Source organism: Nostoc punctiforme PCC 73102, assembly GCF_000020025.1.
GTDB classification, from domain to species: Bacteria; Cyanobacteriota; Cyanobacteriia; order Cyanobacteriales; family Nostocaceae; genus Nostoc; species Nostoc punctiforme.
The window spans coordinates 3,659,500-3,686,123 of sequence record NC_010628.1; the positions used below are offsets into that span (position 1 = coordinate 3,659,500).

At 43.5% G+C, this 26,624-nt stretch carries 22 protein-coding genes, 1 tRNA gene and 5 pseudogenes; 16 read left to right on the forward strand and 12 right to left on the reverse strand.

All coding sequences use genetic code 11. The features are described 5' to 3' along the window. The first annotated feature begins 615 nt into the window (after window positions 1–615). Window positions 616–1,914, forward strand: a complete 1,299-nt coding sequence (locus NPUN_RS15070) for a cation:proton antiporter (protein WP_012409477.1) — start codon at window positions 616–618, stop codon at window positions 1,912–1,914. A 144-nt stretch (window positions 1,915–2,058) separates the two neighbouring features. On the opposite strand, the gene NPUN_RS15075 is transcribed toward NPUN_RS15070, so the two are convergent. The 6 genes from NPUN_RS15075 to NPUN_RS43270 all read right to left on the reverse strand — a co-directional run bounded on the left by NPUN_RS15075 (window position 2,059) and on the right by NPUN_RS43270 (window position 6,938). Next, entirely contained in the window at window positions 2,059–2,448 is a 390-nt protein-coding gene (locus NPUN_RS15075) for a hypothetical protein (RefSeq protein WP_012409478.1), read from the reverse strand. 262 nt (window positions 2,449–2,710) lie between these two features. Beyond that, window positions 2,711–3,817 (reverse strand): saccharopine dehydrogenase family protein, encoded by a 1,107-nt coding sequence (locus NPUN_RS15080; RefSeq protein ID WP_012409479.1) that lies wholly within the window; start codon window positions 3,815–3,817, stop codon window positions 2,711–2,713. A gap of 118 nt (window positions 3,818–3,935) precedes the next feature. After that, a complete protein-coding gene (crtD, locus tag NPUN_RS15085; RefSeq protein WP_012409480.1) occupies window positions 3,936–5,450 on the reverse strand; it encodes a C-3',4' desaturase CrtD in 1,515 nt (504 codons plus the stop codon). A gap of 587 nt (window positions 5,451–6,037) precedes the next feature. Further along, window positions 6,038–6,181 carry a hypothetical protein gene (locus NPUN_RS43260; RefSeq protein ID WP_234710939.1) on the reverse strand — a complete coding sequence of 48 codons (144 nt, stop codon included), beginning with the start codon at window positions 6,179–6,181 and terminating at the stop codon, window positions 6,038–6,040. Then, the gene (locus tag NPUN_RS43265; protein ID WP_052304601.1) at window positions 6,171–6,614 is read right to left on the reverse strand and encodes a transposase; all 444 of its coding nucleotides are present in this window, start codon (window positions 6,612–6,614) and stop codon (window positions 6,171–6,173) included. The genes NPUN_RS43260 and NPUN_RS43265 overlap by 11 nt, the downstream gene beginning before the upstream one ends. Window positions 6,615–6,641: 27 nt before the next feature. Further along, window positions 6,642–6,938 (reverse strand): hypothetical protein, encoded by a 297-nt coding sequence (locus NPUN_RS43270; protein ID WP_052304602.1) that lies wholly within the window; start codon window positions 6,936–6,938, stop codon window positions 6,642–6,644. A gap of 279 nt (window positions 6,939–7,217) precedes the next feature. Here NPUN_RS43270 and NPUN_RS44800 point away from each other — a divergent pair. Continuing rightward, window positions 7,218–7,905 (forward strand): annotated as a pseudogene (locus NPUN_RS44800) (IS982 family transposase); the annotation flags it as partial. A 14-nt stretch (window positions 7,906–7,919) separates the two neighbouring features. Continuing rightward, a pseudogene (locus tag NPUN_RS44805) lies at window positions 7,920–8,075 on the forward strand (glutathione-dependent formaldehyde dehydrogenase); the annotation flags it as partial. 124 nt (window positions 8,076–8,199) lie between these two features. Here NPUN_RS44805 and NPUN_RS15100 read toward each other — a convergent pair. Next, window positions 8,200–8,388, reverse strand: coding sequence for a hypothetical protein (locus tag NPUN_RS15100; RefSeq protein WP_167315628.1), 189 nt, complete (start codon window positions 8,386–8,388; stop codon window positions 8,200–8,202). 67 nt (window positions 8,389–8,455) lie between these two features. Here NPUN_RS15100 and NPUN_RS39005 point away from each other — a divergent pair. From NPUN_RS39005 to NPUN_RS15120, 4 genes and pseudogenes are all read left to right on the forward strand, one after another. Then, window positions 8,456–9,182: pseudogene (locus NPUN_RS39005) on the forward strand (Hsp70 family protein); the annotation flags it as partial. Between the two features lie 14 nt (window positions 9,183–9,196). After that, window positions 9,197–9,403, forward strand: coding sequence for a hypothetical protein (locus NPUN_RS41860; RefSeq protein ID WP_041565426.1), 207 nt, complete (start codon window positions 9,197–9,199; stop codon window positions 9,401–9,403). A 692-nt stretch (window positions 9,404–10,095) separates the two neighbouring features. Further along, complete coding sequence (fldA, locus tag NPUN_RS15115; RefSeq protein WP_012409481.1) at window positions 10,096–10,608, forward strand: flavodoxin FldA; 513 nt, start codon at window positions 10,096–10,098, stop codon at window positions 10,606–10,608. Between the two features lie 170 nt (window positions 10,609–10,778). Continuing rightward, window positions 10,779–12,911, forward strand: coding sequence for a response regulator (locus NPUN_RS15120; protein ID WP_012409482.1), 2,133 nt, complete (start codon window positions 10,779–10,781; stop codon window positions 12,909–12,911). Between the two features lie 386 nt (window positions 12,912–13,297). On the opposite strand, the pseudogene NPUN_RS40065 reads toward NPUN_RS15120, so the two are convergent. Then, window positions 13,298–14,465 (reverse strand): annotated as a pseudogene (locus NPUN_RS40065) (IS630 family transposase). Window positions 14,466–14,599: 134 nt separating this feature from the next. Between NPUN_RS40065 and NPUN_RS15135 the strand changes: the two are divergent. The 3 genes and pseudogenes from NPUN_RS15135 (at window position 14,600) to NPUN_RS40765 (ending at window position 16,652) form a co-directional block, all read left to right on the forward strand. After that, window positions 14,600–14,983 carry a response regulator gene (locus NPUN_RS15135; protein WP_012409483.1) on the forward strand — a complete coding sequence of 128 codons (384 nt, stop codon included), beginning with the start codon at window positions 14,600–14,602 and terminating at the stop codon, window positions 14,981–14,983. A gap of 645 nt (window positions 14,984–15,628) precedes the next feature. Then, a pseudogene (locus NPUN_RS15140) lies at window positions 15,629–16,160 on the forward strand (HNH endonuclease). 409 nt (window positions 16,161–16,569) lie between these two features. Beyond that, window positions 16,570–16,652 (forward strand) — tRNA-Ser (locus tag NPUN_RS40765). Between the two features lie 51 nt (window positions 16,653–16,703). On the opposite strand, the gene NPUN_RS15145 is transcribed toward NPUN_RS40765, so the two are convergent. Together NPUN_RS15145 and NPUN_RS15150 are read right to left on the reverse strand one after the other, a co-directional pair. After that, window positions 16,704–16,922 (reverse strand): hypothetical protein, encoded by a 219-nt coding sequence (locus tag NPUN_RS15145; protein WP_052304603.1) that lies wholly within the window; start codon window positions 16,920–16,922, stop codon window positions 16,704–16,706. A 240-nt stretch (window positions 16,923–17,162) separates the two neighbouring features. Then, window positions 17,163–18,062, reverse strand: coding sequence for a hypothetical protein (locus NPUN_RS15150; RefSeq protein ID WP_012409484.1), 900 nt, complete (start codon window positions 18,060–18,062; stop codon window positions 17,163–17,165). 296 nt (window positions 18,063–18,358) lie between these two features. Between NPUN_RS15150 and NPUN_RS15155 the strand changes: the two genes are divergently transcribed. The 3 genes from NPUN_RS15155 to zwf all read left to right on the forward strand — a co-directional run bounded on the left by NPUN_RS15155 (window position 18,359) and on the right by zwf (window position 21,345). After that, complete coding sequence (locus NPUN_RS15155; protein WP_012409485.1) at window positions 18,359–18,850, forward strand: hypothetical protein; 492 nt, start codon at window positions 18,359–18,361, stop codon at window positions 18,848–18,850. A 14-nt stretch (window positions 18,851–18,864) separates the two neighbouring features. Continuing rightward, the gene (gnd, locus tag NPUN_RS15160) at window positions 18,865–19,878 is read left to right on the forward strand and encodes a phosphogluconate dehydrogenase (NAD(+)-dependent, decarboxylating) (RefSeq protein ID WP_012409486.1); all 1,014 of its coding nucleotides are present in this window, start codon (window positions 18,865–18,867) and stop codon (window positions 19,876–19,878) included. A gap of 90 nt (window positions 19,879–19,968) precedes the next feature. Next, a complete protein-coding gene (gene zwf, locus NPUN_RS15165) occupies window positions 19,969–21,345 on the forward strand; it encodes a glucose-6-phosphate dehydrogenase (protein WP_012409487.1) in 1,377 nt (458 codons plus the stop codon). 35 nt (window positions 21,346–21,380) lie between these two features. Here the strand turns inward: zwf and NPUN_RS15170 are convergent, their stop codons facing one another. Both NPUN_RS15170 and NPUN_RS15175 read right to left on the reverse strand, forming a co-directional pair. Beyond that, window positions 21,381–22,127 (reverse strand): HNH endonuclease family protein, encoded by a 747-nt coding sequence (locus NPUN_RS15170; protein WP_012409488.1) that lies wholly within the window; start codon window positions 22,125–22,127, stop codon window positions 21,381–21,383. A 170-nt stretch (window positions 22,128–22,297) separates the two neighbouring features. Beyond that, window positions 22,298–22,747 carry a DUF1931 family protein gene (locus NPUN_RS15175; RefSeq protein WP_012409489.1) on the reverse strand — a complete coding sequence of 150 codons (450 nt, stop codon included), beginning with the start codon at window positions 22,745–22,747 and terminating at the stop codon, window positions 22,298–22,300. Window positions 22,748–23,394: 647 nt separating this feature from the next. On the opposite strand from NPUN_RS15175, the gene NPUN_RS15180 reads away from it, so the two are divergent. The 3 genes from NPUN_RS15180 to groL all read left to right on the forward strand — a co-directional run bounded on the left by NPUN_RS15180 (window position 23,395) and on the right by groL (window position 26,407). Continuing rightward, complete coding sequence (locus NPUN_RS15180; protein WP_234710955.1) at window positions 23,395–24,291, forward strand: transposase; 897 nt, start codon at window positions 23,395–23,397, stop codon at window positions 24,289–24,291. Continuing rightward, window positions 24,264–24,602, forward strand: coding sequence for a co-chaperone GroES (locus tag NPUN_RS15185; protein ID WP_234711102.1), 339 nt, complete (start codon window positions 24,264–24,266; stop codon window positions 24,600–24,602). The genes NPUN_RS15180 and NPUN_RS15185 overlap by 28 nt, the downstream gene beginning before the upstream one ends. A gap of 167 nt (window positions 24,603–24,769) precedes the next feature. Then, entirely contained in the window at window positions 24,770–26,407 is a 1,638-nt protein-coding gene (gene groL / locus NPUN_RS15190; protein WP_012409490.1) for a chaperonin GroEL, read from the forward strand. Window positions 26,408–26,624: the final 217 nt, after the last annotated feature.

Genomic DNA, 26,624 nt, shown 5'->3' on the forward strand with positions numbered 1-26,624 from the left:
CTAACCCTTGAATCCATCTTCCAGAAGGTTTTTACACAGCCGTTAGGCATTTAATTAGGCTTTGTGGACGCTATATCTATTATAGTATATTTGTACTAAAAAGCGATATCTGAGTGAAAAAGTAGTACAACTGTGTGCTGCTACTAGATTCGCGTGCTACATCCTATTGTTTTAAGGGCAGATGCGAAGAATCAAAGTGCAATGTCTAGGTTGGGCAAAGCTAATGCTAAATTAGGTTGGTGTAAATAATTGTCGTTGGGATAAGGCAATAGCGACAGGCAATAGGTATAAGGATTTTAGCCTAGTTGATTTTTTTTTACATAGTTTGATTTTATTGTGCCAACTTACTTACAGCAGTTTACAAGTGAGATAGAAAATACAAGGCTCACGTATCAAATATAAAGATGTTTCTATCTCTTGCCTCATATCTCAAAATTTGTAGCTTTGTACTTTATGCAAAGGAAAACTGCTGTATCTATTCCTTTTTTTTCTAATTTGGTGGCGCGTCTGAATTTCTAATCCTTAATTGCAGAAAATCTGCCCATAGGTAATGCTAATAAAAAAGTATTGCAATTAAGCTTACAAAGTAACGCCTAATTTTATACAAATTGCTATATGGTAGATATCTATATTATTGACCTATTTGTAATTGGTCTACTTCTGCTGATGGTAACATTAGGGTCAGGTTGGATTACTCGCCTACCTCTTTCTTTTGCCATTATCTACCTAATAGTTGGTATTTCTCTAGGGCCTTATGCTTTTGGACTGATTCAATTACGTCGAGATGAAGTTTTTAATGCCGAACTACTGGAAAAAATAACAGAGCTTGTAGTAATTATTTCTGTGTTTAGTTGCGGCTTAAGAATTGTTCGTCCTCTAAGATTAGGGGTTTGGGATATTACGGTGCGATTGATTCTATTTTTGATGCCCATTTCAATTTTTGCTCTGGCTGTTGTGGGTAAATTATTTTTAGGCATGAATTGGGGAGAAGCAATTTTATTAGGAGCAATTCTTGCACCGACAGATCCGGTATTAGCATCAGAAGTACAACTGACTGATATAAATGACCAAGATGAGTTGAGATTTGGTTTAACTTCTGAAGGTGGGTTAAATGATGCTTTAGCTTTTCCCTTCGTTTACTTTGGTCTTCATGCCTTAAAAGATGACAACTGGGGTAACTGGTTTAAACAGTGGGTTGCAGTTGATTTAATTTGGGCGATCACAGTTGGTATTATTATGGGAATTGTTGTTGCCAAATCTATAGTTTGGATTGAAAAGAAAATTCAAAAACGCCGTCCTGCCGATAAGTTAATGGAAGATTTTATTGCTATCAGCACAATCCTTATAACTTATTCCTTAACAGAAATGGTGAATGGCTATGGATTTTTGGCAGTATTTGTGGCTGGCTTAGTTGTCCAACGCAGTTACAGAAATCCTGAAAAACCGCTAGCACAATTGGAATTTATTGAGCAAGTTGAAAAGCTGCTGGAAGTTGGAACAATTTTACTATTGGGTTCAATATTGTTGCTAAAGCCAATACTCAATTATGCTATGCAATCTTTGCTAGTAATAATTTTGTTATTCTTAATAATCAGACCTGTAGGAGTTTGGATTAGCACCATAGGTAAACGCCCTTTAGACTCACGCCGCCGAACCTTTCACGCAGAAACTCGTTGGTTATTTGGATGGTTTGGTATTCGTGGTGTCGGTTCTTTATATTATCTCGCCTATGCTTTTGGTAATGGTTTAAAAGGTGAACCTGCCGAACAAATTGCTTGGATAACTTACACCACTATTGTAGCTTCTGTGATTATTCATGGCATTAGTGCAACTCCATTAATGAAGTGGTATGAGCGCAATTTTGCTAATCGGAGAAAGACGACTCCCCCCGACACAATTGATGAATTTGAATAAATAAATTGTAGGGTGCGTTACGCTAAAGTGATAACATACCTTACAATTCAATTTTATAAACCTGTGGCTCCAAATCGTATATAGGCTTTTAATTTTACTTACCAAAGCTAATACGTAAAGGGTTAAGGGTTAGGTCTATACTCTTTATTTACCTGTCACCTTTTCAATAACTTCTTTCGCTTTCTCACCAAAAGTTTCTGGGGGATTTTGTTCTTGTTCAGCCTTCAAATTTCTTTCGTAAGTCTTTTCTATAGTATTAAGATTCTTTGAATCTTTTATCGCTTGCTCATAAGCTTTTTGTCTTTCTTCTTCTTGAATACCAACACCTGGATCGTATTCGTTAGCGCGATTAATTTTTTCTTCAGAATTTGGTTTAAACTCTGGGGGTACTAGCTTCAATTCTTCAAGAGTAGTTGCATAACTAGCTTGCTGAACGAATATAAATGAACCTGATAAGCTAATGGAAACCATCAAGCAAACAACCAAAAAGCTTGAACTTAACGCTTTTTTTAAAGATAATAGAATTTTTTGCATGGAATAATACTCCTAGTTTTCTCTGATGAGCCTTGGTCGTGTATAAATACATTCAATATTTAAGACTCACAGGCATCCTAAGTGTTTAGGTACAGTTCTTCCTTCTACCGCAGGGTATATTAATTTTTACCTATAGTTCAGTTAATCTTATCTGAACCTTTTAGGAGCTAGTGTAATCTTCAAATTGTCATGCTTACCCCTAGATAAATGCGCTCATGTTGCCCACTCCATAAGATTGGGTAACTTATTTGTTGGAAATCTCTTATAACCAACTGTGATTAATTTTAATTCCTCGGCTTTGCATTACTTCTTCAAATAAATCTGTTGGGAGTGCTTCTTCCACAGCAAAAACACCTGGTTTTTTGAGTTTACCTTCTAGCAATAATTGGGCAATACTTCCTGTGCCACAACCAGAAGCTAAGGCTGTATTTTCATGCACTACAGTTGAACAATAAACGGCAGTTTTTCCATCTTTTTGCCCTGTCACTTCTGAACGAACTGCTACCCCAATTCCACTAAAGTTATTAGTGACATCTGTCATCGAATGGCTGACATGAGACAGAAATTCAATCATGTAACGACGCTGCATTAACCACTTGGGAAAAATGTGTGCCGCAATCCAAGTTAGGTGATTGTAAAAGTCGGGAACAGAGCCAAACTTAGTAATTACAGTTTTTACTGATGGGAAAGCTTTGGGCAGTGTAAAGGTTTCTGGCATATCAAACCAGTAAACTCCACTGCGTCCATAGGGAGGGGGAAACTCAACTAATTCTCTTTCACTATAAGGCTTGATGACCTGCCATTTCCCATCTATCCAAGTTTCAAAAGGATACTGCAACCCCAGAAAAGTTGTCCGCATGACTGTAATGCCAGCACCGCCAGAACCCGAAACTAAATAACTTAAATGGATGTTTTCTGGTTTATCAAACTGTTCAACACCTTGACGTACCATGCTGTTAGAAATACCAGGAAAAATACCAGTATTAATAATTGCCGTCACACCAGCAGCAGCAGCTTGTTCGCTAAAATTAAGAGCTTTGCTGGTATAGGAACGATGGTCGCTGACATCTACATAATTAACGCCTTGAGCAATACAGGTTTCGAGAACATTAGTATCTCGATAATGAAATGGCCCAGCACAATGGATGACTAAGTTAGAGTTTGCGATCGCATTTTGCAACTTGTCAACTTCTACCAAGTCCAATACCAAAAACTGCACTTGTCCACCTGAAGACAAGCTGACAGCCTTCCCAAACTCCGCAGAACGTCCGGTAATTGTAATTTGAGCCTGCGTATGGTTAGCGAGATCCTGAGCAACACTGCTACCAATCCGCCCTCGTCCACCAAGAATTAAAACTCTGTCTGTCATTACTCCAGATTCGCAACACTAACCTTATTTCACCAGTTTTACGTCCTGTTTGCCATCGGTTATAAGTATGATTTATAGCATTTCACGGAGTTATGTAAAGTAGCACAGATATGCGCCTTTACATTTGCGATTCGATTTGCCTGACTACTGTCAGCGCTGAATAACTCACCCCAGCAGTACCTTCGCCTGGATGGGTGGAGTCACCTACTAACCACAGATGCTGGATTGGTGTACGATTGGCAAACCCAAAGGGGCCAAAGGTGGGTATTCTTTGACCGATGCCACCAACTATACCGCGATCGCGGGCTGTAAAATGGGCAAAAGTGCGTGGTGTTGCCGCTTCTTGATGAATAATCGTTTCTGGTTTGAGATAGAAGTATTGGGCAAGACGAGCGATCGCTTCTTGGGTAAACTTTTCTTTTAGTCCTTCATAATCTTCAGTCTCCCACCACTGTGCAGGATCGACAAATGAAGAAGCAATAATTGTCGCTTTCCCTTCTGGTGCGCGACCGTCTCCAGGATGACTGACAGAAACAAACAGGGAATTATTCTCGCCAATGGGACCATTGACATCGTACAAAAATTGTAGGTGGGGAGGACACCCAGGCGGAATCGCGCTAGCATCTACACCTAAATACACCACAAACGCACCCGATGCTTGGGGTAGTTTTTCCACCCGGTTTTTATATCCAGATGGTGCTTGTTCTCCTAATAACTGCACCAAGTTTTGCACGGTGACGTTGCTAACTATGTGGTTGGCGGCTTCTGTCCAGACTTCGCCAGTTTTCTGATTTCTAATGACTACAGCAGTAGCTTTGCCGCTTTCTACTTTGATTTCTTCTACAGTGTGGCGCATCAACAATTTGCCGCCATCTCTTTCTAAGGATTGTACCAAGCGATCGCTTAATACCTGCATACTTCCTTGGAGGTGAAACAATCCTTGGGGCAGTTGGGATACACTCAACGCTGTGGCGGCGTAAAGTAATGCTGTTTGTTCTGCATCTACCTGGGAGTATAGCTTTAGTTGCAAATCTAAAAAAGTTCTCAGTCGTTGGTCATTTCCCAATCCACATAACCGTAAAGCATCTCCCACCGTAAACAAAGTGAAGGGTACGGTAATTAATGTACTGGGACGCACCGCTTGCGCTAGTTGCCACAAATCCCATAAATTACGTGGTGGTAGCACCGGATCGCGTCCTTGAAATTCCCAACTGGCATCAAATAAAGTTGCCATCAATTGCCAAAACGGTTCGCTACCGGGGAACTGTCTTTGTCGTTCCTCTTGCCATTTCTCTTGGTCGCGCCAGACATTAATTGGTGTGCTTTCCCCAGGTAAATACACTGCACAAGCAGGATCGCAAGGCGTTGCTTGCGGTAAATCTATTGACAATTCTGAGAAAATGCGGTGGTGAATTCCCCCTGGTTCCAACCCCGCCACCTGAGTTGCTCCCACATCAAAGGTAAATCCCTGCCGTTTAAACGTCGAAGCACAGCCTCCTGGTACAAGGGCCTGATCCAAAACTAAGACGCTGTAACCTCTATGAGCTAATAATGCTCCAGCTGTAAGTCCACCTATTCCGGCACCGATAACAATGACATGAGAGTTACTTTTGTCAAGAGAAATGCTGGACATTGATTAGTTTCTTTAAATTTCTTAACATTTTTACTCATAATTTTACCTTCTTTGCGCCTTCTGTGCCCACCGTACCTTGACTCTTAAGTAACCTACGCGCAGCCTTTGATAGATTCTGTTTTATACTTTGCTCTTTGCTTTTAAGGTGTTGACTTTAAAGTGGTAAATTTTGAGGATCGTAAAATCCTGCGATCGCTAGTAAGAGAGACACAACCAACAACATCACCAATACTGCTCGGTTAACCATTTTTAACTCGGCATTGGTTTTGGGGAAAAGGTTAAAGGGAAAAGGTTAAAGGTTTTTTCTTTCCCCTTTCCCCGCCCCTTATCCCCAAAGGAGACCCCACCTTCCCATTTTCCCCAAAACCCAGACAAGTATTGACAACATCACTATCCCCTCCAAGAAATCACCTTCAGCATGATGATATAGATACTTGCGTTGCAGTACATTCAGAGAGTTTTTTCAGCTTCAGTAATTTCAGGTAATCCTTCAGATCAGTGTGAGCTAAATTTGGGCATAATTTTTATCTAAGTCCCAATATGACTCTCAATGGAATGGCACTAAGAAAAACCGAAACACTTGCGGTTTAAGCAGTTTGCAATTGTTTGCGTAATTCATGCCGGGGTTTGCTCATTAAGGGGTAAGCTTTCGGGCGACGTTTACGGACTCGTGGTTCATTTCTCGCAGGACGGTCGGGAACAGCCTTGTGAGCGATAACTTTAAGTTGCATTGCAATAAATTTGAAGACGTTTTGTTGAAGTTGCGGCTAACAATTCGGGAATAAAGTTATTTAAATGATGGCGAGTACCTTGCAGTGATAGGCGCAATGGAGGAGTACGGTAAGTAGTACCTGACGACCACATCAAACCACGAAGTAGATTGTAAGCAAGCAAATAAACATAAATTTCTTTGCGTACCATTGAAGGAGTTTTACAGCGTAAAACATCCATTTCCAGAGTAGTTTTTAGATGTCTCAAATCTATTTCAACATCCCAACGTTTACCGTAAAGCCCAACAATATCCAGAGTTGAATAAGTTGTTATATCTAAGAGAGTAGTAATTAAACTAACTTGTTCAGTACGAAAGCCAGGAACAACAATGTAATAATAAATTTCTCGTAGATTTATGGTTAAAGGTAGAGCATAAAATTCATCTTTACTCAATCCCTTTGGACATTTTTCAGGCTTATACTAAGTTACCAGCTTGTCACAACTTCCAACAATTTTACCTTTACGCATGGACGTTTTTCGAGCTTGACAATAAGAACTTGTATCTGTTGATGGAAGTTCTACTTCTTGTCCAGCCAAATAAGAAATGACTTTACTTACTGTATTGTGACAACTTTTATCAGTATCCAAAACCTGAGACAAAAACGCCCAAATCGTTACTATTGGGTCAAACAATTGTCGATAATATCTAATTTTTAGTTCCTTCATGGCTTGCTCAATTACACTTGTTGGTAATAGCTCTTTAAAAGGTAATCCCAAGCTTTGACCAAATTTATCAAGAGAGAATTTGTACTCGTAGTGTCACAGTAGATTTATGTTGTTGGCTTATTCGTATCAATGAAAGTATTTCATGAACGAGTAAGCTTTTCCTATCTCTAAAAAATTTTTGAACAACTTGTACATCTTTGCACTGCTTCTGTCAGGCACAGCGATCGCAGTACTGCATCAAAGATAATTGCCTGCCCCATACCAAGACCTTCACCCTTCAATAGCTGTAGCGCCTATCCCACATAGCTTAGAGCTTTTCTTACTGCCATTCTGCCATCAACCTTAATACCGTTATGCGTTTACCTTAAGCATTGTTTTGGAAGCTGTACGGGTATCGGTTTTATTGATTCAACGAGTCTCAAAGTTTGTCATAATCGTCGGATTGCTCGACATAAAGTATTTGAAGGACTAGCGGCACGTGGCAAGACTTCTGTGGATTGGTTTTATGGTTTCAAGCTTCATATTGTTGTCAATGAACTAGGTCAACTCTTAAATGTAACTCTCACCCCTGGTAATATTGATGACCGTCAACCAGTTCCCAATTTACTGAGTGAGCTTTTCGGGAAAATTTTTGGCGTTAGCGAAGCTTACCGTTCGCGTAGCGTCTCGCAGAGAAGGTATCGCGGATATGTTTCTCAGAAACTAGCCGATCAACTTTTAGAAGACTTTGGCATTCAATTTTTTGCCAAACCCCGTCGCAACATGAAAAACTTTTCTGTTGCTTCTCCATGACAAGCTGTTATCCCGTAAACGCTCTATCATTGAAACCATTAACGACCAACTCAAAAATATTTCTCAGATTGAACATTCAAGACACCGATAGCGAAGCGGTAGCCGGTACCCTGGCGTCAGTCCTGTTAATTTTTGCGTTAATGTTCTGTGTGGATTAATTGCTTATTGCCATCAACCTAAGAAACCCAGCCTTCAGATGGAGTGGCTTTTATCTCAAACAGTTTAACCCGAACTCAGGTTAAGTACTTAAACACGTTACTCGATCACATCCAAAATGGCAGGATCGATCCATCTTTCGCGATCACCCATCGTCTACCGTTGGATGAAGCACCCCGGGGTTACGAAATTTTCAGAGACAAGAAGGAAAACTGTATCAAAGTTGTACTCAAACCATAAGGCAGGAGAAAAGACACGGAGAGTGGGAGAGAAAGAAACAAGTGTATTCATGGTTATTCAGGTAGTAAAAATTACTAAAACTTTCTCTTTGCTCCCTCTGCTTCCCCTACTCCCCAAGATGAAGTCAAAAGTAAAAAGGTGAGCCACTGCGGTGGACGGGAGCACCTGCATAAAGCAAGTGGCGAACCCGAAGCGCAAAAGACAAAAGAGAACTGATGAAGTCTTGAAATTTAATTCTTAATTCTTTTCTTTTTACCTTTTGACTTACTAGCCCCTGCTCCTCCTCACTCATCACTAATTTGGCGATTGGCATTTGTTCAACTTGTCCTGAATCCAAACTCTCAATTTTTTATCCCAATTTTTGAAGGAGGTTGCTAACGATGGCAAAAATCGTTGGTATTGACTTAGGAACTACTAACTCCTGTATAGCTGTAATGGAAGGTGGACAACCCGTCGTCATTCCGAACACAGAAGGCGGTCGCACAACTCCGTCTGTGGTTGCCTACACCAAGAAGGGCGAAAAACTTGTCGGGCAAATTGCCAAGCGCCAGGGTGTAATGAACCCAGAAAACACTTTTTATTCTGTGAAGCGGTTCATCGGGCGCAGGTATGATGAAGTTACGCAAGAGGCAAAACAAGTTACTTACAAAGTGGTACGTGACAGTAATGGCAATGTCAAGCTACACTGTCCCGCTCTGAACAAGGAATTTTCACCCGAAGAAATCTCGGCTGATATCAATTCGTAATTCGTAATTCGTAATTACAAAACTTTGATACAGCAAGGGTTTCAGAGTTTACATGTGTATCAGGTTTTTCGTGAAATGGTATGAGGTAGTCCGCAAGCTGATAGATGATGCCAGCACATATCTGGGGGAACCAGTGAGGCAAGCGGTAATTACCACCCCTGCCTATTTCAATGACTCTCAACGGCAGGCTACCAAAGATGCCAGTAGAATTGCCGGGATTAAAGTTCTGCGAATTATCAACTAGCCCACGGCGGCGGCCCTCGCTTACGGACTTGACAAGAAAACTAACGAAATTATCTTGGTATTTGACTTAGGCGGTGGGACGTTTGATGTGTCTATCCTAGAAGTAGGTGATGGTGTGTCTTTTTTTAATTCATGCAACAAAGCCGTTCCATCATCGCTTTGAACCAGTCAAATAGACCTACAACTCCGAACTCAGGGGATGTTAATAGTCAGCATCTGGTTAACCCACTTGTTTGTTTGGGAGATGGTCATGATAATGTATGGAATTTAGTCAAAGAGTTTGCGATCGCATCAGTCCTGTGTATTTCAGCGCGTTGGAGGAGTCGCAGCGAAAGTTGAACCACCCTTAGTTGTTAAATATACTGCTGTAGTATTAGTTCTCTTGTGACAACCAACAGTTAAATGTGCGATCGCTCGCCTTAAAGAAGCGATTAGTTGAGGGTTGGTAATCCAACTGGTTTGTTTGACTCAAAGTTAGATATGGCGACGAACGATTGATTACTTTGCTCGCGCACTGTATGAGAATTGTGGATACCAACAGGCGGGCATTGATGAGTACAAACTTAATGGAGTAAATCCTAAATCAGATGAATATACCCAAATGAAATCAACACGAATGAATTTATGTCATTAGACATAAACTATTCTCAACCTATTAGATAGATGAAGCTTTCTATTAATTTATTTAAGCTTAGTTGTATTACAGATTGATACTTGTTTTGTGTTATTAAGATTAATTTTCTGTAGTTTTGTTGAATTTTTTGTATTTAAAGATAAACAGAAAAATTCGTTACATTAAGCTGAGATGGTATTTATAAGTAAAATAGGAATTAGAGTATATTACATCACTATAAAGGTTAAGTATATGTAAGTAAATATTTTTGAAATAACGTAGAATAAAAATTTTTATTTACTTTTTCAATGCCTTTTACAATGATTGTAATAAAAATTTAATTATTAGCTAGCTAACAATTAATTATTACTAAATATTTTAATTGAAATAATTTTGCAAATACATAAAAGGAGTAAAAATGTCTAATATTGGTTTATTTTTTGGTACTCAAACAGGCAATACCCAAACTGAATCAGAAATAATTCAGAAGGAGTTTGGTGGTGATAGTGTTGTAACTTTATATGATATTTCACAAGCTGAACCAAGTGATTTCAATAACTACGATTATATCGTTGTTGGTTGTCCTACCTGGAATGTTGGAGAATTGCAAAGTGATTGGGAAAATTTTTATGATGAGTTAGATAACATTGACTTCATCGGCAAAAAAGTTGCTTATTTTGCTCCTGGAGACCAGGTTGGTTATCCTGATACATTTCAAGATGCCCTCGGTATTCTAGAGGAAAAAATTTCAGAAAATGGTGGTGAAACAGTTGGCTATTGGCCTACAGAAGGTTATGAATTCAGTGAGTCTAAAGCTGTTCGTGATGGTAAATTTGTAGGTCTTGCCCTTGATGAAGATAATCAATCCGATTTAACAGAGGAAAGAATCAAAGCTTGGGTTACACAATTGAAGCCAGAGTTTGGTTTGTAAAGCTTTATTCACTAAAATGCTTGTTACCTAATTAGGTAAGTTTGAGAATTCTTTGCCCGTCTCAAAGATGAAACTGCGCGAGAGAAATTACTGAAAACCATTCTCTAAAACATAACTTGCTTCGGGTTGCCTTTGAAATACTTGGCTCAATTGCCTGAAAAATAGGTTTTATGAAACTGCTTATCGTTGAGAATGATCAAGATACGGCGGCTGCTCTCACCACTTCTTTGGTAGCACAGCAGTTTACAGTTGATACCGCTAGTGATAGTCGATCGGCACTAGAGTTAGCTGAGGCAACAGAGTATGACCTGATCGTGCTAGATGTTATGCTACCCGATGAGAATGGAATTCGTCTGTGTCGCCAACTAAGGACACAGAATCAGCAAGAGCCTATTTTGCTGCTCACAGGGAAGGTTGATCCGGCAGATAGAATAGCAGGCTTTGAGGCAGGAGCAGATGACTATATTACTAAACCCTACGAGCTATCAGAACTGCTAGCTCGGATTCGGGCATTACTGCGACGAGGCAGCACAGTATTAACCAAAGTACTCTGCTGGGGTCAGTTGCAGCTCGATCCGAATAATTGCGAAGTCATGTGTCAAGGCAAAGGCTTACATCTCACGCCTAAAGAATACAAACTGCTGGAGCTATTTTTGCGACATCCGCGGCAGATTTTTGACCGAAGGACTCTGCTTGATCGCATCTGTTCGATTGATGAATGTCCCGGTGAAGAAGCTGTAACAACTCAAATTCGCGGGTTGCGGCGCAAACTCCAGATGGCTGGGCTGAATTCCGATCCAATTGAAACATTGTATGGGCTGGGGTATCGGCTGAAATCTGTGCCAGAAGAGCGGGAGCAGGGGTCGGAGCAAGGACACGGGGATACGGAGACACGGGGACAAGGGGACACGGGGAATATATTTGATAGGCTCTCCGCGTTACCCTTTGGGGTCACCAGTCGCCACAAGTCTTTGCCTTCTGGGTTCGGAAGTGACGCTCCTAACGTCGCTAACGCTGCGCTAACGGACTCGACGGGAAAGGGAGCCACTCCGGTCTTGGGATCTCCCCAAGTGGAGAATGCGGCATCCAAGACTCCGACTTCTTCACCGCAAAGCGGCTCAGTCCAAGGTGCTGGTTCACCGCATCTCCCCATCTCTGCGTCTTCCTCATCCTACCTGCTGAATGCAAATCGATATGATGCAGAGGCGGAGGCAGTGGCGGCAATTCAGCAGATGTGGCAGGATTCTCAGGAGCGATTGCAGGGCCAACTAGGAAAGCTGGAGGAGGCGATCGCCCACCTCTCTACTAATACTCTTACCCTTGACCTACGGCAGTTCGCCCACACCGTCGCCCATCGGCTGATTGGCTCCTTGGGGGCATTTGGTATGCCGCAAGCAGCAGAACTTGCCCGCCAGATCGAACGCACCTTGAAAACACCAACGGCTGCTGTGCAATCAGAGGAAGCGGTTCAACTAAAATCGCTGCTTGGGCAACTGAGACAAGTTATCCAGCTGTTACCCACTTTTGCGACAACATCGCCCACTCTAGTACTGAAGTCTAGCGATCGCGTGGTTTTGTTGATTGATGATGATACTGACTTGATTGAGCGAATGCAGGCAAATGCTTCAAACTGGAGCATTCACCTGGAAACCGTCACTGACCTTACCCTCGCCCGCCAACGCCTTCAGTACCTCACGCCCGATGCCATCATATTGGATCTTATCTTTCCCAATACCACCGAAAGCGGCTTGACCCTACTGGCACAGTTGAAGCACCAATTTCCCACTATTCCTGTGCTGGTGCTGACAGGACTTGGCGATTTAACCAAGCGCGTGGAAGTCACCCGTTTAGGAGCCAACGCCTTTTTGCAAAAGCCTGCCACGCCTACCGAAGTGTTTCAAGCCGTCAGCCAACTCCTCCACCGGATTGACACTATCAATGCCAGACTGCTCATTGTGGATGACGATCCGGCATTGTTGTCCATGTTAGAAGCCCAACTGCAACTGTGGGGCTTTCAGGTCACAACCTTGGCAGATTCAAGCCAGTTTTGGCAATACTTGGAAGCCACCACTCCCGATCTGCTATTGCTGGATGTCGCTATGCCGGGGTTTAGCGGCATTGAACTATGCCAGGTAGTCAAGAGCGATCCGCGTTGGAGTCGGCTACCTGTGTTGTTGTTATCGGCTCATGCCGATGCTGATACCCTGTACCGGGCCCTAGCAGCGGGGGCAGATGACTATATCTTAAAACCAATCGTAGAAGCCGATTTGATTCAGCGAATTTTAAATTTCAATTCCTGGTAGGGATTTAAAATAAGGGACTTCCAAATAAAAAAATAATCAATCACTGTGTTATCAGGGGAGCAGGGGGAGTAAGAAAAATAGAATTATGAATAAATTGGATCATTTATTTCTTGGAAATTCCTAATTAGTAATTGATACTTCATCCCTTAGAGCTGATTCGTAAAGAAAATCTTAAGGGTACTTAACTCATTACTAGGTCTGAGTTTCAGCGAATAAGCGCTTTATTAACTTAAATGCCTAAAACCCTTACTAGACAAGTAGTTTACTTTAGTTTACAAATTAGCTCTCAAGGGATTGATTCAAATAATGATGCTAGCGGCAATGCTACGCGAACGTACTTTGTTATTTTCCATCAATCAATTTAGTAGTCTGCCAAGCTAACTTTGCTATGTTAAATTTGGATATAAACGCTCCATTTTTCGGCGAGCATCTTTGGTTTGAAAACCCCAATAAACACTAGCTTTTTGCTGATTACGTTTTTTCTCCCAAGCGGCAATCTCAGAAGTTAATGTTTCTGCATTAGGAATACGCCGTTCTAAACATTGGCGAGATAAAACAGATAATTCGATTTCTACCTGATTCAGCCCTTCGGGTTCGCCAGTTGCTTCAAGTCGGGGAACCCGCCCAACGCACTGGCTCACCAAGAAGCGTGTTTAGGAGTATAGTGAAACTCTAACTTTTGAATAATTCGACGTGCTTCTTCTGGTGGAAAAACTTCATATAATGCATTGGGTGTATGAATATTCAAGTTATCAACTACTAAACGAATAACATCGGCATCTCGGTAGGAAACATCTACTAAATTTTTCATTTGTTTAGCAAAATCGGCTTTAGTTCGACGTTCTGTAACTTCGATATGCCGCCATCCAGCCAAGGGTTGAAAACATGCGAATAAATTTACTGTCCCGTTACGTTTATACTCAAAATCATAACGTTCAGGTTGCTCTGGCTGTGGTGGCAAAGGAAGTCTTACTTCTTCTACTAATTGGTATGGACGTTCATCAAAGCAGACTACAGGGCGTTTAGGATCATAAGGCTCATTGTATAAATCCAGCACATCTTCCATTCGGAAAACATATTCTGCGTTAACTTCAGGAATACACCATTGTTCTTTCAACCAAGGCTTAATTTCATTTTTTTTAAAGTTTGACGTACTGTTTCATCTGAGATTGAATCTATGATACCAACGTTCACTAAATGATCTGCTAATAATTGCATTGTCCAACGCACTCTTCCTTCTGGCGGATTAGAACAAGCTGTTGCAATCAAAAATGCTTCTTGCTTTTCATCTAATTTTTTATGTTTTGGTGGATGAACTTCATCCTTTAAAGCAAAATCTAACCCTCCAATGACAAATTTTTCTCGTATTCGTTGCACTGTTGCAACATGCGCTCTAACTATGCTAGCGATCGCTTGATCCGTTTCTCCTTCGGAAGCCATCAAAAGAATGTTTGCACGGCTTATGGTTCTTGCCTTATGCTTACCTTTCTTAATTATCGATTGCAGTTGGGAAACTTCATCTTCATTCAAGTCAACAATGTACTTTTTTGCCATGTTACACCCCGTTTTTGGCTATTTTACCAATTAGAGGTTTTACTTAGCAAAGTTACCTTGGTAGACTATTAGAGAGAAGTTGGATCGCATGAAACCAGATTAAATCTAACGCCCCTTCATTACGAATTGGTATTATGTCCTCTTATACAAATCGATGCATCCTGGTGATTGACGACGAACCTGACCTGTGCAGCATTGTCAAGTTCACGCTAGAACGCCTCAAAAGCTGGAAAATCCTCACAGCTGAGTCTGCACAGGCAGGACTGATGCAGGCAGAAACGCAGCAACCAGACGTGATTTTACTCGATCTGAGCCTGTATGGTGAAGATAGACTGACTATGCTGCAATCTTTGAAAACTAATCCGACTACGCAGTCGATTCCGGTTATCTTGTTTACCGCCACAGACCCGTCAGACGATTCGCTGGGATTTGACCCCTCTGAATTTGTTGGAGTGATCCTGAAGCCGTTCAATGTCTTGCAGCTTGGCGAGCAGATTATTGAGCAACTGGGGTGGTGAGGTTAGAGTGCAATGCCTTTTTTATGGAAGAGACGCAAAGCAAAGAAAGGGGATGCGGAGATATTTTATATCAAATCCAGCTAATCACTTAATTATTAAAATTTCCCTGCGTCATCTTAAGCTGTTGCGCCTACAAGTTGCACCATTTTCATTGTAAATAAAAGCTGCAAACCCTCTCCCTTGCTCCCTGCTCCCTGCCCCTCTGCGGTCTCAATGTGCAAATTAAATGATTAACAGTTTATTAATGTTTTCTGTATTAACCTGCGATCGCATGTAACCAGCAGTGTTGACAAATATATATTACAAGTGTAGTACAATGATTATGATTACAAATACTACAAATATTCGACGATCAGCAGATTCTCCTCAACCATTAATAGCGGCATGTATTGCCACAAGCGCAAGGGTTTAGGCAGAATACTCGCGCTGTTTGCGTTTGAGGGAAAGTATCCATATTCAGGCAGTAAATCTGCAAATATTGACATTTTTGGAGCGATTACTGGATGGCTGAATCCAAATCAACTTATTCAAAGCGGGAGGTGCAAATGTCTTCTAGCACCAAGATAAGGCAAAAAGTATCAACTACCTGACCCCCGCTCTTGATAACCAGAGGCGGGGGTTATTTTTTGAGGAGTAAATCAACGTATGCAAGCTCAACAGCAGAGTCAGCAACCACATATATTACAAAACTCAGTGGTGGTATTTTCTAAGAACTATCTACCACTGGCTCGCATCAACATCAAACGCGCCGTCGTGCTGTTAGTCACAGGTCAGGCAGAATCCTTGGAGTTCAGCACTACAAAGCTTTGGGAAGTTCGCTCTCCTAGTGTCGTACTACAAGTTCCCGAACATCCGCTTGACCGTTGGTAATCCCGAACGGCACTGGAAAGTACCTCCTGTAAATCGGCGTGAAGTACTCAAGCGAGACAATCATACCTGCCAATACTGTGCTAGCTCCAAGCATCTAACACTAGACCACGTAATCCCCCGTTCAAAAGGTGGACAACATAGCTGGGATAACGTTGTAACAGCTTGCGAACGGTGTAATCAGACCAAAGGCGATCGCCTAATTCATGAAGCTGGAATGGTACTGAAAACCAAGCCCAAAGGTCCAATTCACCCAGCAGTTGCATTTGCAGAGCAGTTTTGGAGCGCACAACGCTTTAGTGGGAAGTAATTTACACCAATAAACTAAGCCCCAGAGAGGGCAATATAGGCATTACATAACTCTTGCCCTCTCACTTCTTTTAAAAAGTTTTTAGTATACTCTTGATATGAGTGTAATACGCATGTAACACAAGCGTACTAAAACACTACAGCCCCTCCAACAGGCATAGCGCAAACACCTCAGAACCTTGAAATCTAAACTTTAAATCTAAATAATTGCTACTCAATGTGGGGATGTAGCTCAGTTGGTTAAGAGCGCCTGTTTGTCGAAGTGAGTTCAAATCCTACCATCCCGACCATTTACCCCTGTGACGTAATTTGTAGACGTAGCTTGCTTAAGCTGACTGGCTCAATGCGGCAAAGCGATTTCAAGAAGCCGTCCTTCATGCGTTTACAAGTCTCACCAGACAAAGTTTAATGGAAGATGCCGCTAAATGGTCGGCAACTGGTCTTGAAAACCAGGGTATAGGCAACTGTAGGGGTTCGATTCCTCCATCTTCCACCTTCCACCTGAAGCCGAAAAGCGAGGCGCTGTGCTGATGCTAAATGTTGATCAACTTTCGTTTGGATCAACATTTAGCATCAGCAAAAGTATGAAGAGCAACAGTTTGACAATCCAATGACTGATAGCAACTCCCAAAATGATGCAGATCAGCCCGATGACTACTACTAAAACGCGCCACGCATCGTCAGAGATAGTTTTCAAGCCCCGGCAAGAGATGACTACACTAATCGTAACTAAAGCCAAGCCTATTATTGTCTCTCGCATCATCTCTTCCAGTTCTCGATAACTGAAGGCATAGAGACAATACCACCGGATGGATTGCAGAATGACCTCAGGCAGGAAGTGATACTAATTTATAATTCGTAATGACGCGACGCTCCTGCGTCGCTAACGCTTCGCTATCGCGGACTCGCTACCGCTACGCTAACGTAATTCGTAATTAAGACATATCGAAAAAGGTTTGATAAAGGCTGTTTACACTAGTTTTTAAGGATGGGAGACTTTCCTTTAACTTGAGGTAGGAGCCAGCCAGAGGGCTAAGTTTCGCACATAGGCTTTAATATGTTCAAGGGCTTGTGGGTTTTGCTTCATCCCATCTCCAGGGGGTTCGGTTACAAAGCTAGGTGCGCCCATATCAACATCCCAATTGTAGTCGGCGAAATGGTGGAAGCTTGATTCAGCGATCGCACGTCCTAAAATATTTCCTTGTTCATCCTGCGTATTTTCAAAAGCAACTACTAAGTTGAAGTCCCGACCGGAGACTGAGCTTGTACCCAAGGCAATTACTCGTGCATTCTTCTCGTTTGCAGGCACACCTACGGCTCCTTCATGGGGATGAGCCGGAAAGAATTCAATCTCCTCAGAAGGTGATGTAGGATTCTTGAGTAAGTCATGAATAGGTTCTATGGGAGTAATTTTCTCGTAGTCACCATTTAACCCAGAATGGAAGTTGGGCCAGGAAATATACTTAGTGTAGATGTCATCAGGGTAGTGGTGCGAGGGATCGGGATCGGGATTCTTACTGTGAAAGTAATGGGCTGCGCCGACACCACCAAGATTGCAAACCGAACAACCTACATCCTGATGGTCACGGCTGACCAATAAACCGCCGCCGCGCTGACGGAAGGCACTGATGCTCTGACACTCTTTTGGAGTTATGCCATCCCCTACATCCACAGCAAACAGCCACAGTTCATCAAAATCTGAATTATCCAGCGTACTTAAAACTGGATCGTTTTTTTCAGCAGTATTTTCTCGATCCCTTGCTGTTACCTGGTACAGGGGTTCCCCAGTGTCACTTTTCAACGAAGCTAAATAGTCCTTTAGCAAAGAAAATCGCCCAATATACCAATCATCTTCATTGGTGGGAATTGTTGTCTGTAACAGAATTTGAATCGGTTTAGTCATGATCTCACTCCCTAGGGTTCCTCTCGCAGCATGAGCTAATTACTAGATCAACGTGGGAATTGTAGCGAGATAATCTAAGCAAAAAATGAGGACGTTTAAAGAGCAATGCTTTTGTGAAAGCAGAGATAAGTGTTTCTAAACGCAATTTAGTATCAGTATCTGCTCAGATTTTCCTTAGATTTGCCAACTAACGTTAGGGCAGATTCGTTAAGAAGATAAGGAAATGGGAAAAATTGGACAAATCCTAGATTCAGGCTTGGTTAACTGATTCGTCTTTGTAGAGAGGTATAAGACCTATGGTTAACAAAATTGTAACTACATTTGAACAAGACCATAACCGACCAGAATCAAAAGAATTTTATTGGAAACATTTTCTCTATAGTCTAGTTTGGCTGACGGTGCTAATGCTGGGATATGGAGGATTGGGATGGACTCTCTGGCTCGATCGCCATTTCTCGACGATTGCAATACCGATGTTCATTTTGACAATTGCCGCAGTCCGTGCCTGCATACTCACTGGCTTTCCCGTCTGGGCGGGATTGTTATCTCTCACATTCGGTTTTGCATGGATTCTAACTGGAGCATCGATATCAAGCGGATTATTGGGCTGGGCAATAGCGATCGCTCTATCCTGGATTGGCATTTTTACCCTGGATATGGCATTAGACCAGTCCGTCGAAAATTTGCTGGAAATAGAGTTAAGTCGAACTGAGGTTTTCCTGATTCTAACAGCCGTCTGCCCTACTGGCGCTATTGCGGGATGGATACTCCCAATTTTTCTCACTTGAATACAGGGCATGTTATGGAACTGGGAATGATAGGACTAGGACGAATGGGAGCTAACATGGCACACCGTCTAACCCAGGCTGGACATACCGTCATTGGCTACACTCGTCAGCCACAAAAAGCAGAGGTGCTGGTTCAGGAAGGAGCGATCGCCCGTGGTGTAACATCATTCGTTGAACTCATCGAAGCACTCACGCCACCCCGCGCCGTCTGGCTGATGCTACCCGCAGCGACAGTAGATGCTACCCTACACACTCTCATGCCGTTTCTAGACGCTGACGACATTATCATTGATGGTGGCAATTCTCACTACATTGATGACATTCGTCGTGCAGATCAATTAAAAGTCAAAGGAATTGAATACATTGATTGTGGAACTAGCGGTGGCATTTGGGGGGCAGAACGCGGCTACTGTCTCATGATTGGTGGTGCATTGGCGGTGGTGAAATATCTTGACCCCATCTTTGCAGCGCTGGCTCCTGGTGTATCAGCTGCACCGCGCACCCCTGGTCGTGAGTTAATGGGGGGAACAGCTGAACAGGGCTATTTGCATTGTGGCTCTCACGGTGCAGGGCACTTTGTCAAAATGGTTCACAACGGCATTGAATACGGCATCATGGCAGCTTATGCCGAAGGGTTGAACATTCTTCACCATGCTAATATTGGGAAACAATTGCATCAAATCGATGCTGAAACTGCTCCCTTACGAAATCCTGAATTTTACCAATACGACTTTAATCTTGCAGATATAGCAGAGGTATGGCAAAGGGGCAGCGTAATTAGCTCTTGGTTACTCGATTTAATCGCGATCGCCCTTCTCAAAGACCCCGACTTAGCCAACTTCGAGGGGCGCGTATCTGACTCTGGAGAAGGTCGATGGACACTAATGGCAGCCATTGAAGAAGGAGTTCCTGTTCCCGTCCTTAGTACAGCTCTCTACACACGATTTAGCTCTCGCGGTCAATCAGACTTTGCCAATAAACTCATTTCTGCGTTGCGCTACGAGTTCGGTGGGCATTTGGAAAAATGACACGGGGACACGGGGATTTTAATCAGCTTTCTTCCTCTCTGCTCCCCTGCCCCCCTGCTTCCCCTCTTTGCGTCGATATGGAGGTTAATCATGGCAGCTTTACTCTCCGATGCCCTGGTATTTTTTGGGATCACAAGTGATTTAGCCTACAAAAAAATCTTTCCTGCCTTACAGGCGATGATTCAACGCGGTCATTTTGACATTCCAATTATTGGAGTGGGTAGGCGAGATTGGAGCATCGAACAATTACAATCTTATGTGCGTAAGAGCCTGGAGGAACAGGCCAGCGTTGATGAGGCAGCTTTCCAGAAACTGTGTTCATTACTTTACTATATTTTTGGTGATTATAGCGATCGCGCTACCTATGATAAATTATGCCAGGTACTCCAAATAGCTGAAGCTCCTCTGTATTACTTAGCCATTCCTCCCAGTTTGTTTGCGACGGTTGTCGAAGGGTTAGGTCAATCAAGTTGTGTAAAGAATGGTCGCGTTATGGTAGAAAAACCCTTTGGACGCGATCTAGAATCGGCTAGAATGCTGAACTGCATTCTGCACTCTATCTTTCCCGAAAGTCATATTTTTCGGATTGACCATTACTTGGGAAAAGAACCAGTCCAAAATCTTCTCTACACTCGCTTCGCCAATTCATTACTTGAACCGATTTGGCATCGCGTCAGTATTGCCAGTATCCAAATCACGATGGCTGAAAAATTTGGCATCGATGCACGGGGACAGTTTTATGAAGAGACAGGCGCTATTCGGGATGTGGTGCAAAATCATCTACTTCAAGTGACGGCGTGTTTAATGATGGATCCGCCCATCAACGAGCAGCATGAAGCCATCCGAGATGAAAGAGCGCGATTGCTCAAATCCATAGATCCAATCGAACCCTCAAATGTAGTGCGTGGACAGTACAAGGGCTATGCCTCAGAACCTGGTGTAGCTCCTGATTCCAAAGTCGAAACCTTCGCGGCGGTCAAGCTCAACATTGATACTTGGCGCTGGGCTAGCGTTCCGATTTACATTCGTGCAGGCAAATGTTTACCGAGTACAACTACTGAAGTTGTGGTCAGGCTCAAGCGTCCGCCGCAGGATGTTTTTGGCGAGCGTGCCTTTGGATTAGCAAATTATTTCTACTTTCGTCTTAGTCCAAATGTGCTGACTGCGATCGGCATTCGCTCTAAAACCCCAGGCGACGGAATGGTGGGTAGCGAAGTCGGACTAGTCGCTCAAGTTGAGCATGGCAATGAGATGAATCCCTACGAGCGGCTTTTTGAAGATGCCATGAAAGGCGACTCCATGTTATTTGCTCGCCAGGATGAAGTAGAAGCACAGTGGCAAATTGTCGCTCCTATCCTAGATCGAGCAACCCCTGTTTACGAATACGCACCTCATACCTGGGGGCCTCCTTTAGCGGATCACATGATTCCCCCAGATGGCGGTTGGCATAATCCTAATGCGACGTGATATCGTTGTACCGCGTTTTACTGTACGACGATGGTTTAATCGGAAATCATATCCAAGGGAGCCAACCAAATCTTATTAGCTATGTCGAGTAAACTTTTTGCTCGCTCCTCAATTTCTGGCACTCCCCAACTATTCTGCTGAAGAATCCAGCGGTTTAACTCAATATGAGTATTTTCGAGCTTAACTTTCTTCTCTAAAAATGGGAGGTTGCTCAATTCTGAGTTGTAACTAGTCAGAGTCAAGTTGCCAAATGTACTAACCAGGGTGGTATGAACTTCTGCTTCGACTTCCTCCGTTAATTCCATACCTTTCAGCTTCGCCCTAGTAGCTGCATAAATGCCACCTTGCTTCATATCATACCCATCCTTCATTATATAATGGCGAAGAAATTCGGTGAGGTTTGATTTAAGCATACTCTCAAGTGGAATCCAATATTTTGAGTAAACCCTTTCCTGCTCTCTGCCAGCAGAAATTGAGTGACGGAAGCGCATCAGCAGATAATTCCTCACTAAGTCAGCTTGGGTGAGTGGCTCGCCCTTGAAATTCAGACTTTCAAAAATTAAATACGGATCGTCATCATCACCAAGGTTGATCATCACAATTTGGAGACATTGTTCCAGGGTAATTAGCACTTTAGTCGGATCTATGGGATCGTCGTTAAGATCATTGCTTTTGGTCAGTTTGTCTTTAAAAAAGTGATAGGCAGCAGCCATGAGAACATCTTTGCTTTTTGGCGGAACCTGACGGTCAAGGGCAATGGGCCAAGAACGCCGAGAATTCATAGAGCGTGCGTAAGTCCTAAAACAGCTTAACGCTTGCCTTCAATGGCGATCGCAGTCTGTCCCCAGGAAGGCATATTTAGGCGCTTAACCATTGTTAATCTTGGTATTTGACAAAAAAGCGGAAGTAGCCCCCGCCCATTTTTCGATGCCGTTCCATCTATTTACTGAGTCTACAGCAGCAAGTCAAAAATGCTGAAGGCGCGCTCCCACTGCATCGTCTGGGGGTTCTTGAGAGCAGGATCGATGATCTTGAAGGTGCGGGCAAGTGCCACACTAAGTCCACCCACGATGTCTGAAAGCCGTGCCTCGGTCTCTTTACTGTAGTCCAGGTCGAGCAGTGGCCGCGTCGTCATGTAATCCAGTATGGGCTTTAGCTCAATCTCCTCGTTGATCTCCTTGAAGTTGTGAATTCTCTCCTCCAGTCCCTTTGTAATAGGTACATCAAAAGGTTCGATGATGTCGCGCCCGTTCGCCTTCGCCGTAGCCTGGCCACGAAGGAGAAGATCGTAGGTTTTATGATTGACGAAGTCGCTGTAACGCTTAAGGTCGTTCTTGTCCACGTCTAGACCTGCCACAGTGCGGAAGAAGCGCTCGAACTTAGAAATACTGATTACTGACATGATTTAAATCCTCTTTGAGAACATTAAACAACCTCAGTGTTTAACGGTTGAATTGAGCAGATGCTAATAACCTTGAACTTAGTACTGACGGCTCTCTTCAGTCCGCTCCAATGAGGTTTTATTTCAATACAGTTCGGTTAATAGTAGCCGCACCCTTTAGCCTGTGAACTAAATCTCACAACCAATCACATTTGCAGTGCTTTGCAACTCAGCCGATATCTGCAACTATCAGTACATCCCACCATCGTACTCAATTAAGCTGAACCTCAACAGAAATTCTTGCACGCCCGGTTTTTGCCATACAACTGTTTTGCAACTTCCATGATTTCCTCAGAAAGTCCTTAGATTTTTTGGTTAAGGTAATAAGCACTGAGCAGTACCAATCAATATTTTTGACAAAAAAGGTAGGAGACATACTGCGGGGTACAGAAGAAAGATAACAAAAACCTTAGTTGTGGGTTTAAAGCCCACTCACTAATGTACCTACAGCCTCCTGCCTTCTCAACAGGAGAATAGCCTATGGCAGCCGTATCGCTGAGTATTTCGACAGTAAAACCATTGGGCGATGTCTACGACGGGCTACGCCTACGCATCTTTATTAGACTTGTCGGGAAATAAGAGAGAATAGACAGCAGTGGTAGGGAAGAATGATGCTGAATATTGAAGGTGCGCTGAAGCAAGACCGACTGTTGAGGGCATTAACTGGGTTGAACCGGAAAGCATTTGATGCCCTTTTGCCCACGTTTACCACGATGTACCTAGATACTCAACAGGCCAAGCCTCGTCAACGTGGCCTGGGTGGAGGACGCAAAGCCCGCTTACTTACAGCCCAAGACAAATTGTTTTTCATCCTTTTCTATTTCAAATGTTATCCGACCTTTGATGTGGCGGGACTGCTCTTTGATATGCATCGCTCCCAGGCACATGAGTGGATGCATCGATTGCAGCCAATATTAGAAGCGGCTTTGGGACAGAAGATGGCGCTGCCGGAACGCCATCTCGAAAGCATTGAAGCATTTTTGTCACGCTTTCCAGGAGTGCAACGAGTGATGATTGATGGGACAGAACGCCCAATTGCGCGACCTCAAGAAAGAGAACAACAACAACAGAATTACTCCGGTAAAAAGAAACGTCATACGCGTAAACACTTGGCGGCAGTTGATGAAACCAAACGGGTCTTGATCTTAAGCAAAGCACGAGAAGGCAAACTGCATGACAAACGTTTTCATGACGAAGATGACATTGCAGGTAGTGTGCCTGATGAAATTCCGATTGAAGTAGACTCGGGCTTTCAGGGATTACAGAAGCAGTATGACAATCTCCATCTTCCTCACAAAAAGCCCAAAGGGGGCAAGTTAAGTGACCTTCAAAAAACGGAGAATCGTCAATTGAGTCAATCCCGTGTAGTTTGCGAAAATGCCTTTGCTGGTGTGAAGCGCTACAACGCCGCCAGTGTCATTTATCGTAATCGGATTGAAAACTTTGATGACCATTTGATGCTGACCGCAGCAGGATTATGGAACTTCTACTTGATGGCTGCTTAAGAGAATCCCAATTACAAGACCAGCATTGCCTCACTTATCTTTTATTTCCCGACAACTCTATTAAGGTCGCGCAAGCGGAAGAAAAAACTGCTGGGGGAATTTTATTGCCCGACACCGCCAAAGAAAAGCCACAGATTGGAGAAGTGGTGCAAGTCGGCCCGGGGAAGCGTAATGAGGATGGATCTCGTCAGCCAATGGAAGTGAAAATTGGCGAGCGAGTTCTCTATTCCAGATATGCCGGAACCGACATTAAACTCGGTAGCGAAGAATACGTGTTGTCTGAAAAAGATGTCCTGGCGATCGTGGAGTAAGCAGCTTTCAAAGGGACTGAGTATTGGGGAAAAGATAGCAGGGGGAGCAGGGGGAGATAAAACTCCTAACTCTTGTACAGACGCGATTTATCGCGTCTCTATTCAGCACTACTGAAAACATCCTAATTAAAATTAACAAGATTAAAATTAACAAAGACAACATTTCTATGGCAAAGACAATTCTGTACAAGGATACGGCCCGTTGGACATTGGAAAAAGGCTTTGACGCTCTGACCGAAGCCGTCGCTGTCACCCTCGGTCCCAAAGGTCGGAATATAGTTTTGGAGAAAAAATTTGGCGCTCCTCAAATCGTCAATGATGGAGTAACTATTGCCAAAGAAATTGAACTAGAAGATCCCGCTGAGAATACCGGGATTTCCTTGCTACGTCAAGCAGCCTCCAAGACAAACGATGTCGCGGGTGACGGAACCACCACTGCAATTGTGCTGGCTCACGCGATGCTTAAAGAAGGGCTACGCAACGTTACGGCTGGTGCCGATCCCCTGACGGTGAAACGGGGGATTGATAAAGCTACGGAATTCGTCATCGAAAAAATTAAAGAACACGCCCGTCCAATTAAAGATTCTAGGGACATTGAGCAGGTTGCAACCATTTCAGCGGGTAATGACCCCGAAGTGGGTCGGATTGTGGCTGAGGCGATGGAAAGAGTGGGCAAAGAAGGTGTAATCTCTTTAGAAGAAGGCAGATCCACAACGACTGAACTGGAAGTCACTGAAGGAATGCGCTTTGATAGAGGGTACGTTTCGCCTTACTTTGTGACTGATCCAGAGCGAATGGAGGCAGTGCTGGAAGAATCCCACATTTTAATCACCGATCGCAAGATTACAATGGTTCAAGATTTAGTGCCGATTCTGGAGCAAATTGCTCGGACAGGCAAACCCCTACTAATCATTGCGGATGACATTGAAAAAGAAGCCTTGGCAACTTTAGTTGTCAACCATTTGCGCGGTGTGTTGCGAGTCGCGGCGGTGAAGGCTCCCGGCTTTGGCGCTCAACGTAAAGCCATGCTGGAAGACATCGCGGCGCTCACAGGTGGTCAGGTGATTAGCGAAGATACGGGCTTGAAGCTAGAAAATGTCAGGTTAGAAATGCTTGGTAAAGCCCGGCGAGCGATCGTTACCAAAGACGACACAACCATCGTGGCAGAAGGCAACGAAGAAGCTGTCAAAGCTCGCATCGAACAAATTCGTCGCCAAATCCAAGAAGTTGAATCCTCCTACGATAAGGAAAAACTGCAACAACGGCTGGCGAAACTGGCAGGTGGTGTCGCGGTGATTAAGGTCGGTGCTGCCACCGAAACTGAACTCAAAGACCGCAAGCTACGTCTAGAAGATGCAATTAATGCCACTAAAGCCGCAGTTGAAGAAGGAATTGTGCCCGGTGGCGGTACAACAATAGCACACATTGCTCCCCAGCTTGAGGAATGGGCAAAGAGCCAAATGAAGGATGAAGAGTTGACGGGCACTATGATTGTGGCTCGCGCCCTTCATGCTCCACTACGTCGCATTGCTGATAATGCTGGTGCTAATGGTGCGGTGATTATGGAGCGCGTCCGTGAACTGCCCTTTGATGAAGGATACGATGCCGTTGCTAATAAATTTGTGAATATGTTCGAGGCGGGCATTGTCGATCCAGCGAAGGTGACTCGTAGTGCTTTGCAGAATGCTGCATCTATTGGTGGTATGGTGCTGACCACTGAGGGTGTTGTGGTAGAAAAACCTGACAAGCAGGCGAAAGCGCCAGCTGGTGTCGGCCCTGGCCCTGGCGAAGGCTTCGATTATTGAGGAGACTGGGTATTGGGGAGCAAGTCGCGTGCAAAGAGAAGTGCGGTCTTTGGGAGACACTGCGTTGCGGAGGTTCCCTCCGTTGTAGCAAGTGTCGTCTTTGCCCCTTCGGGTGACGCTCCTGCGTCGCTAACGCTACGCTAACGGAAGTTTCAACTCGACGGGAACCGGAGCCACATCCTCCACTTGGGGAGACCCCAAGTGGAGGATGTGGCAT

Coding starts and splice junctions, on each gene's coding strand:
- NPUN_RS15100 (WP_167315628.1), bottom strand. CDS start 8,388: ATGCCAATCGCCAAATTAGTGATGAGTGAGGAGGAGCAGGGGCTAGTA.
- NPUN_RS15080 (WP_012409479.1), bottom strand. CDS start 3,817: ATGACAGACAGAGTTTTAATTCTTGGTGGACGAGGGCGGATTGGTAGC.
- fldA (WP_012409481.1), top strand. CDS start 10,096: ATGTCTAATATTGGTTTATTTTTTGGTACTCAAACAGGCAATACCCAA.
- NPUN_RS15120 (WP_012409482.1), top strand. CDS start 10,779: ATGAAACTGCTTATCGTTGAGAATGATCAAGATACGGCGGCTGCTCTC.
- NPUN_RS15185 (WP_234711102.1), top strand. CDS start 24,264: ATGGAACTTCTACTTGATGGCTGCTTAAGAGAATCCCAATTACAAGAC.
- NPUN_RS15145 (WP_052304603.1), bottom strand. CDS start 16,922: ATGATGCGAGAGACAATAATAGGCTTGGCTTTAGTTACGATTAGTGTA.
- crtD (WP_012409480.1), bottom strand. CDS start 5,450: ATGTCCAGCATTTCTCTTGACAAAAGTAACTCTCATGTCATTGTTATC.
- NPUN_RS15075 (WP_012409478.1), bottom strand. CDS start 2,448: ATGCAAAAAATTCTATTATCTTTAAAAAAAGCGTTAAGTTCAAGCTTT.
- NPUN_RS15175 (WP_012409489.1), bottom strand. CDS start 22,747: ATGTCAGTAATCAGTATTTCTAAGTTCGAGCGCTTCTTCCGCACTGTG.
- NPUN_RS15150 (WP_012409484.1), bottom strand. CDS start 18,062: ATGACTAAACCGATTCAAATTCTGTTACAGACAACAATTCCCACCAAT.
- gnd (WP_012409486.1), top strand. CDS start 18,865: ATGGAACTGGGAATGATAGGACTAGGACGAATGGGAGCTAACATGGCA.
- NPUN_RS15180 (WP_234710955.1), top strand. CDS start 23,395: ATGATGCTGAATATTGAAGGTGCGCTGAAGCAAGACCGACTGTTGAGG.
- NPUN_RS15135 (WP_012409483.1), top strand. CDS start 14,600: ATGTCCTCTTATACAAATCGATGCATCCTGGTGATTGACGACGAACCT.
- groL (WP_012409490.1), top strand. CDS start 24,770: ATGGCAAAGACAATTCTGTACAAGGATACGGCCCGTTGGACATTGGAA.
- zwf (WP_012409487.1), top strand. CDS start 19,969: ATGGCAGCTTTACTCTCCGATGCCCTGGTATTTTTTGGGATCACAAGT.
- NPUN_RS41860 (WP_041565426.1), top strand. CDS start 9,197: ATGCAACAAAGCCGTTCCATCATCGCTTTGAACCAGTCAAATAGACCT.
- NPUN_RS15155 (WP_012409485.1), top strand. CDS start 18,359: ATGGTTAACAAAATTGTAACTACATTTGAACAAGACCATAACCGACCA.
- NPUN_RS43260 (WP_234710939.1), bottom strand. CDS start 6,181: ATGCAACTTAAAGTTATCGCTCACAAGGCTGTTCCCGACCGTCCTGCG.
- NPUN_RS15170 (WP_012409488.1), bottom strand. CDS start 22,127: ATGAATTCTCGGCGTTCTTGGCCCATTGCCCTTGACCGTCAGGTTCCG.
- NPUN_RS15070 (WP_012409477.1), top strand. CDS start 616: ATGGTAGATATCTATATTATTGACCTATTTGTAATTGGTCTACTTCTG.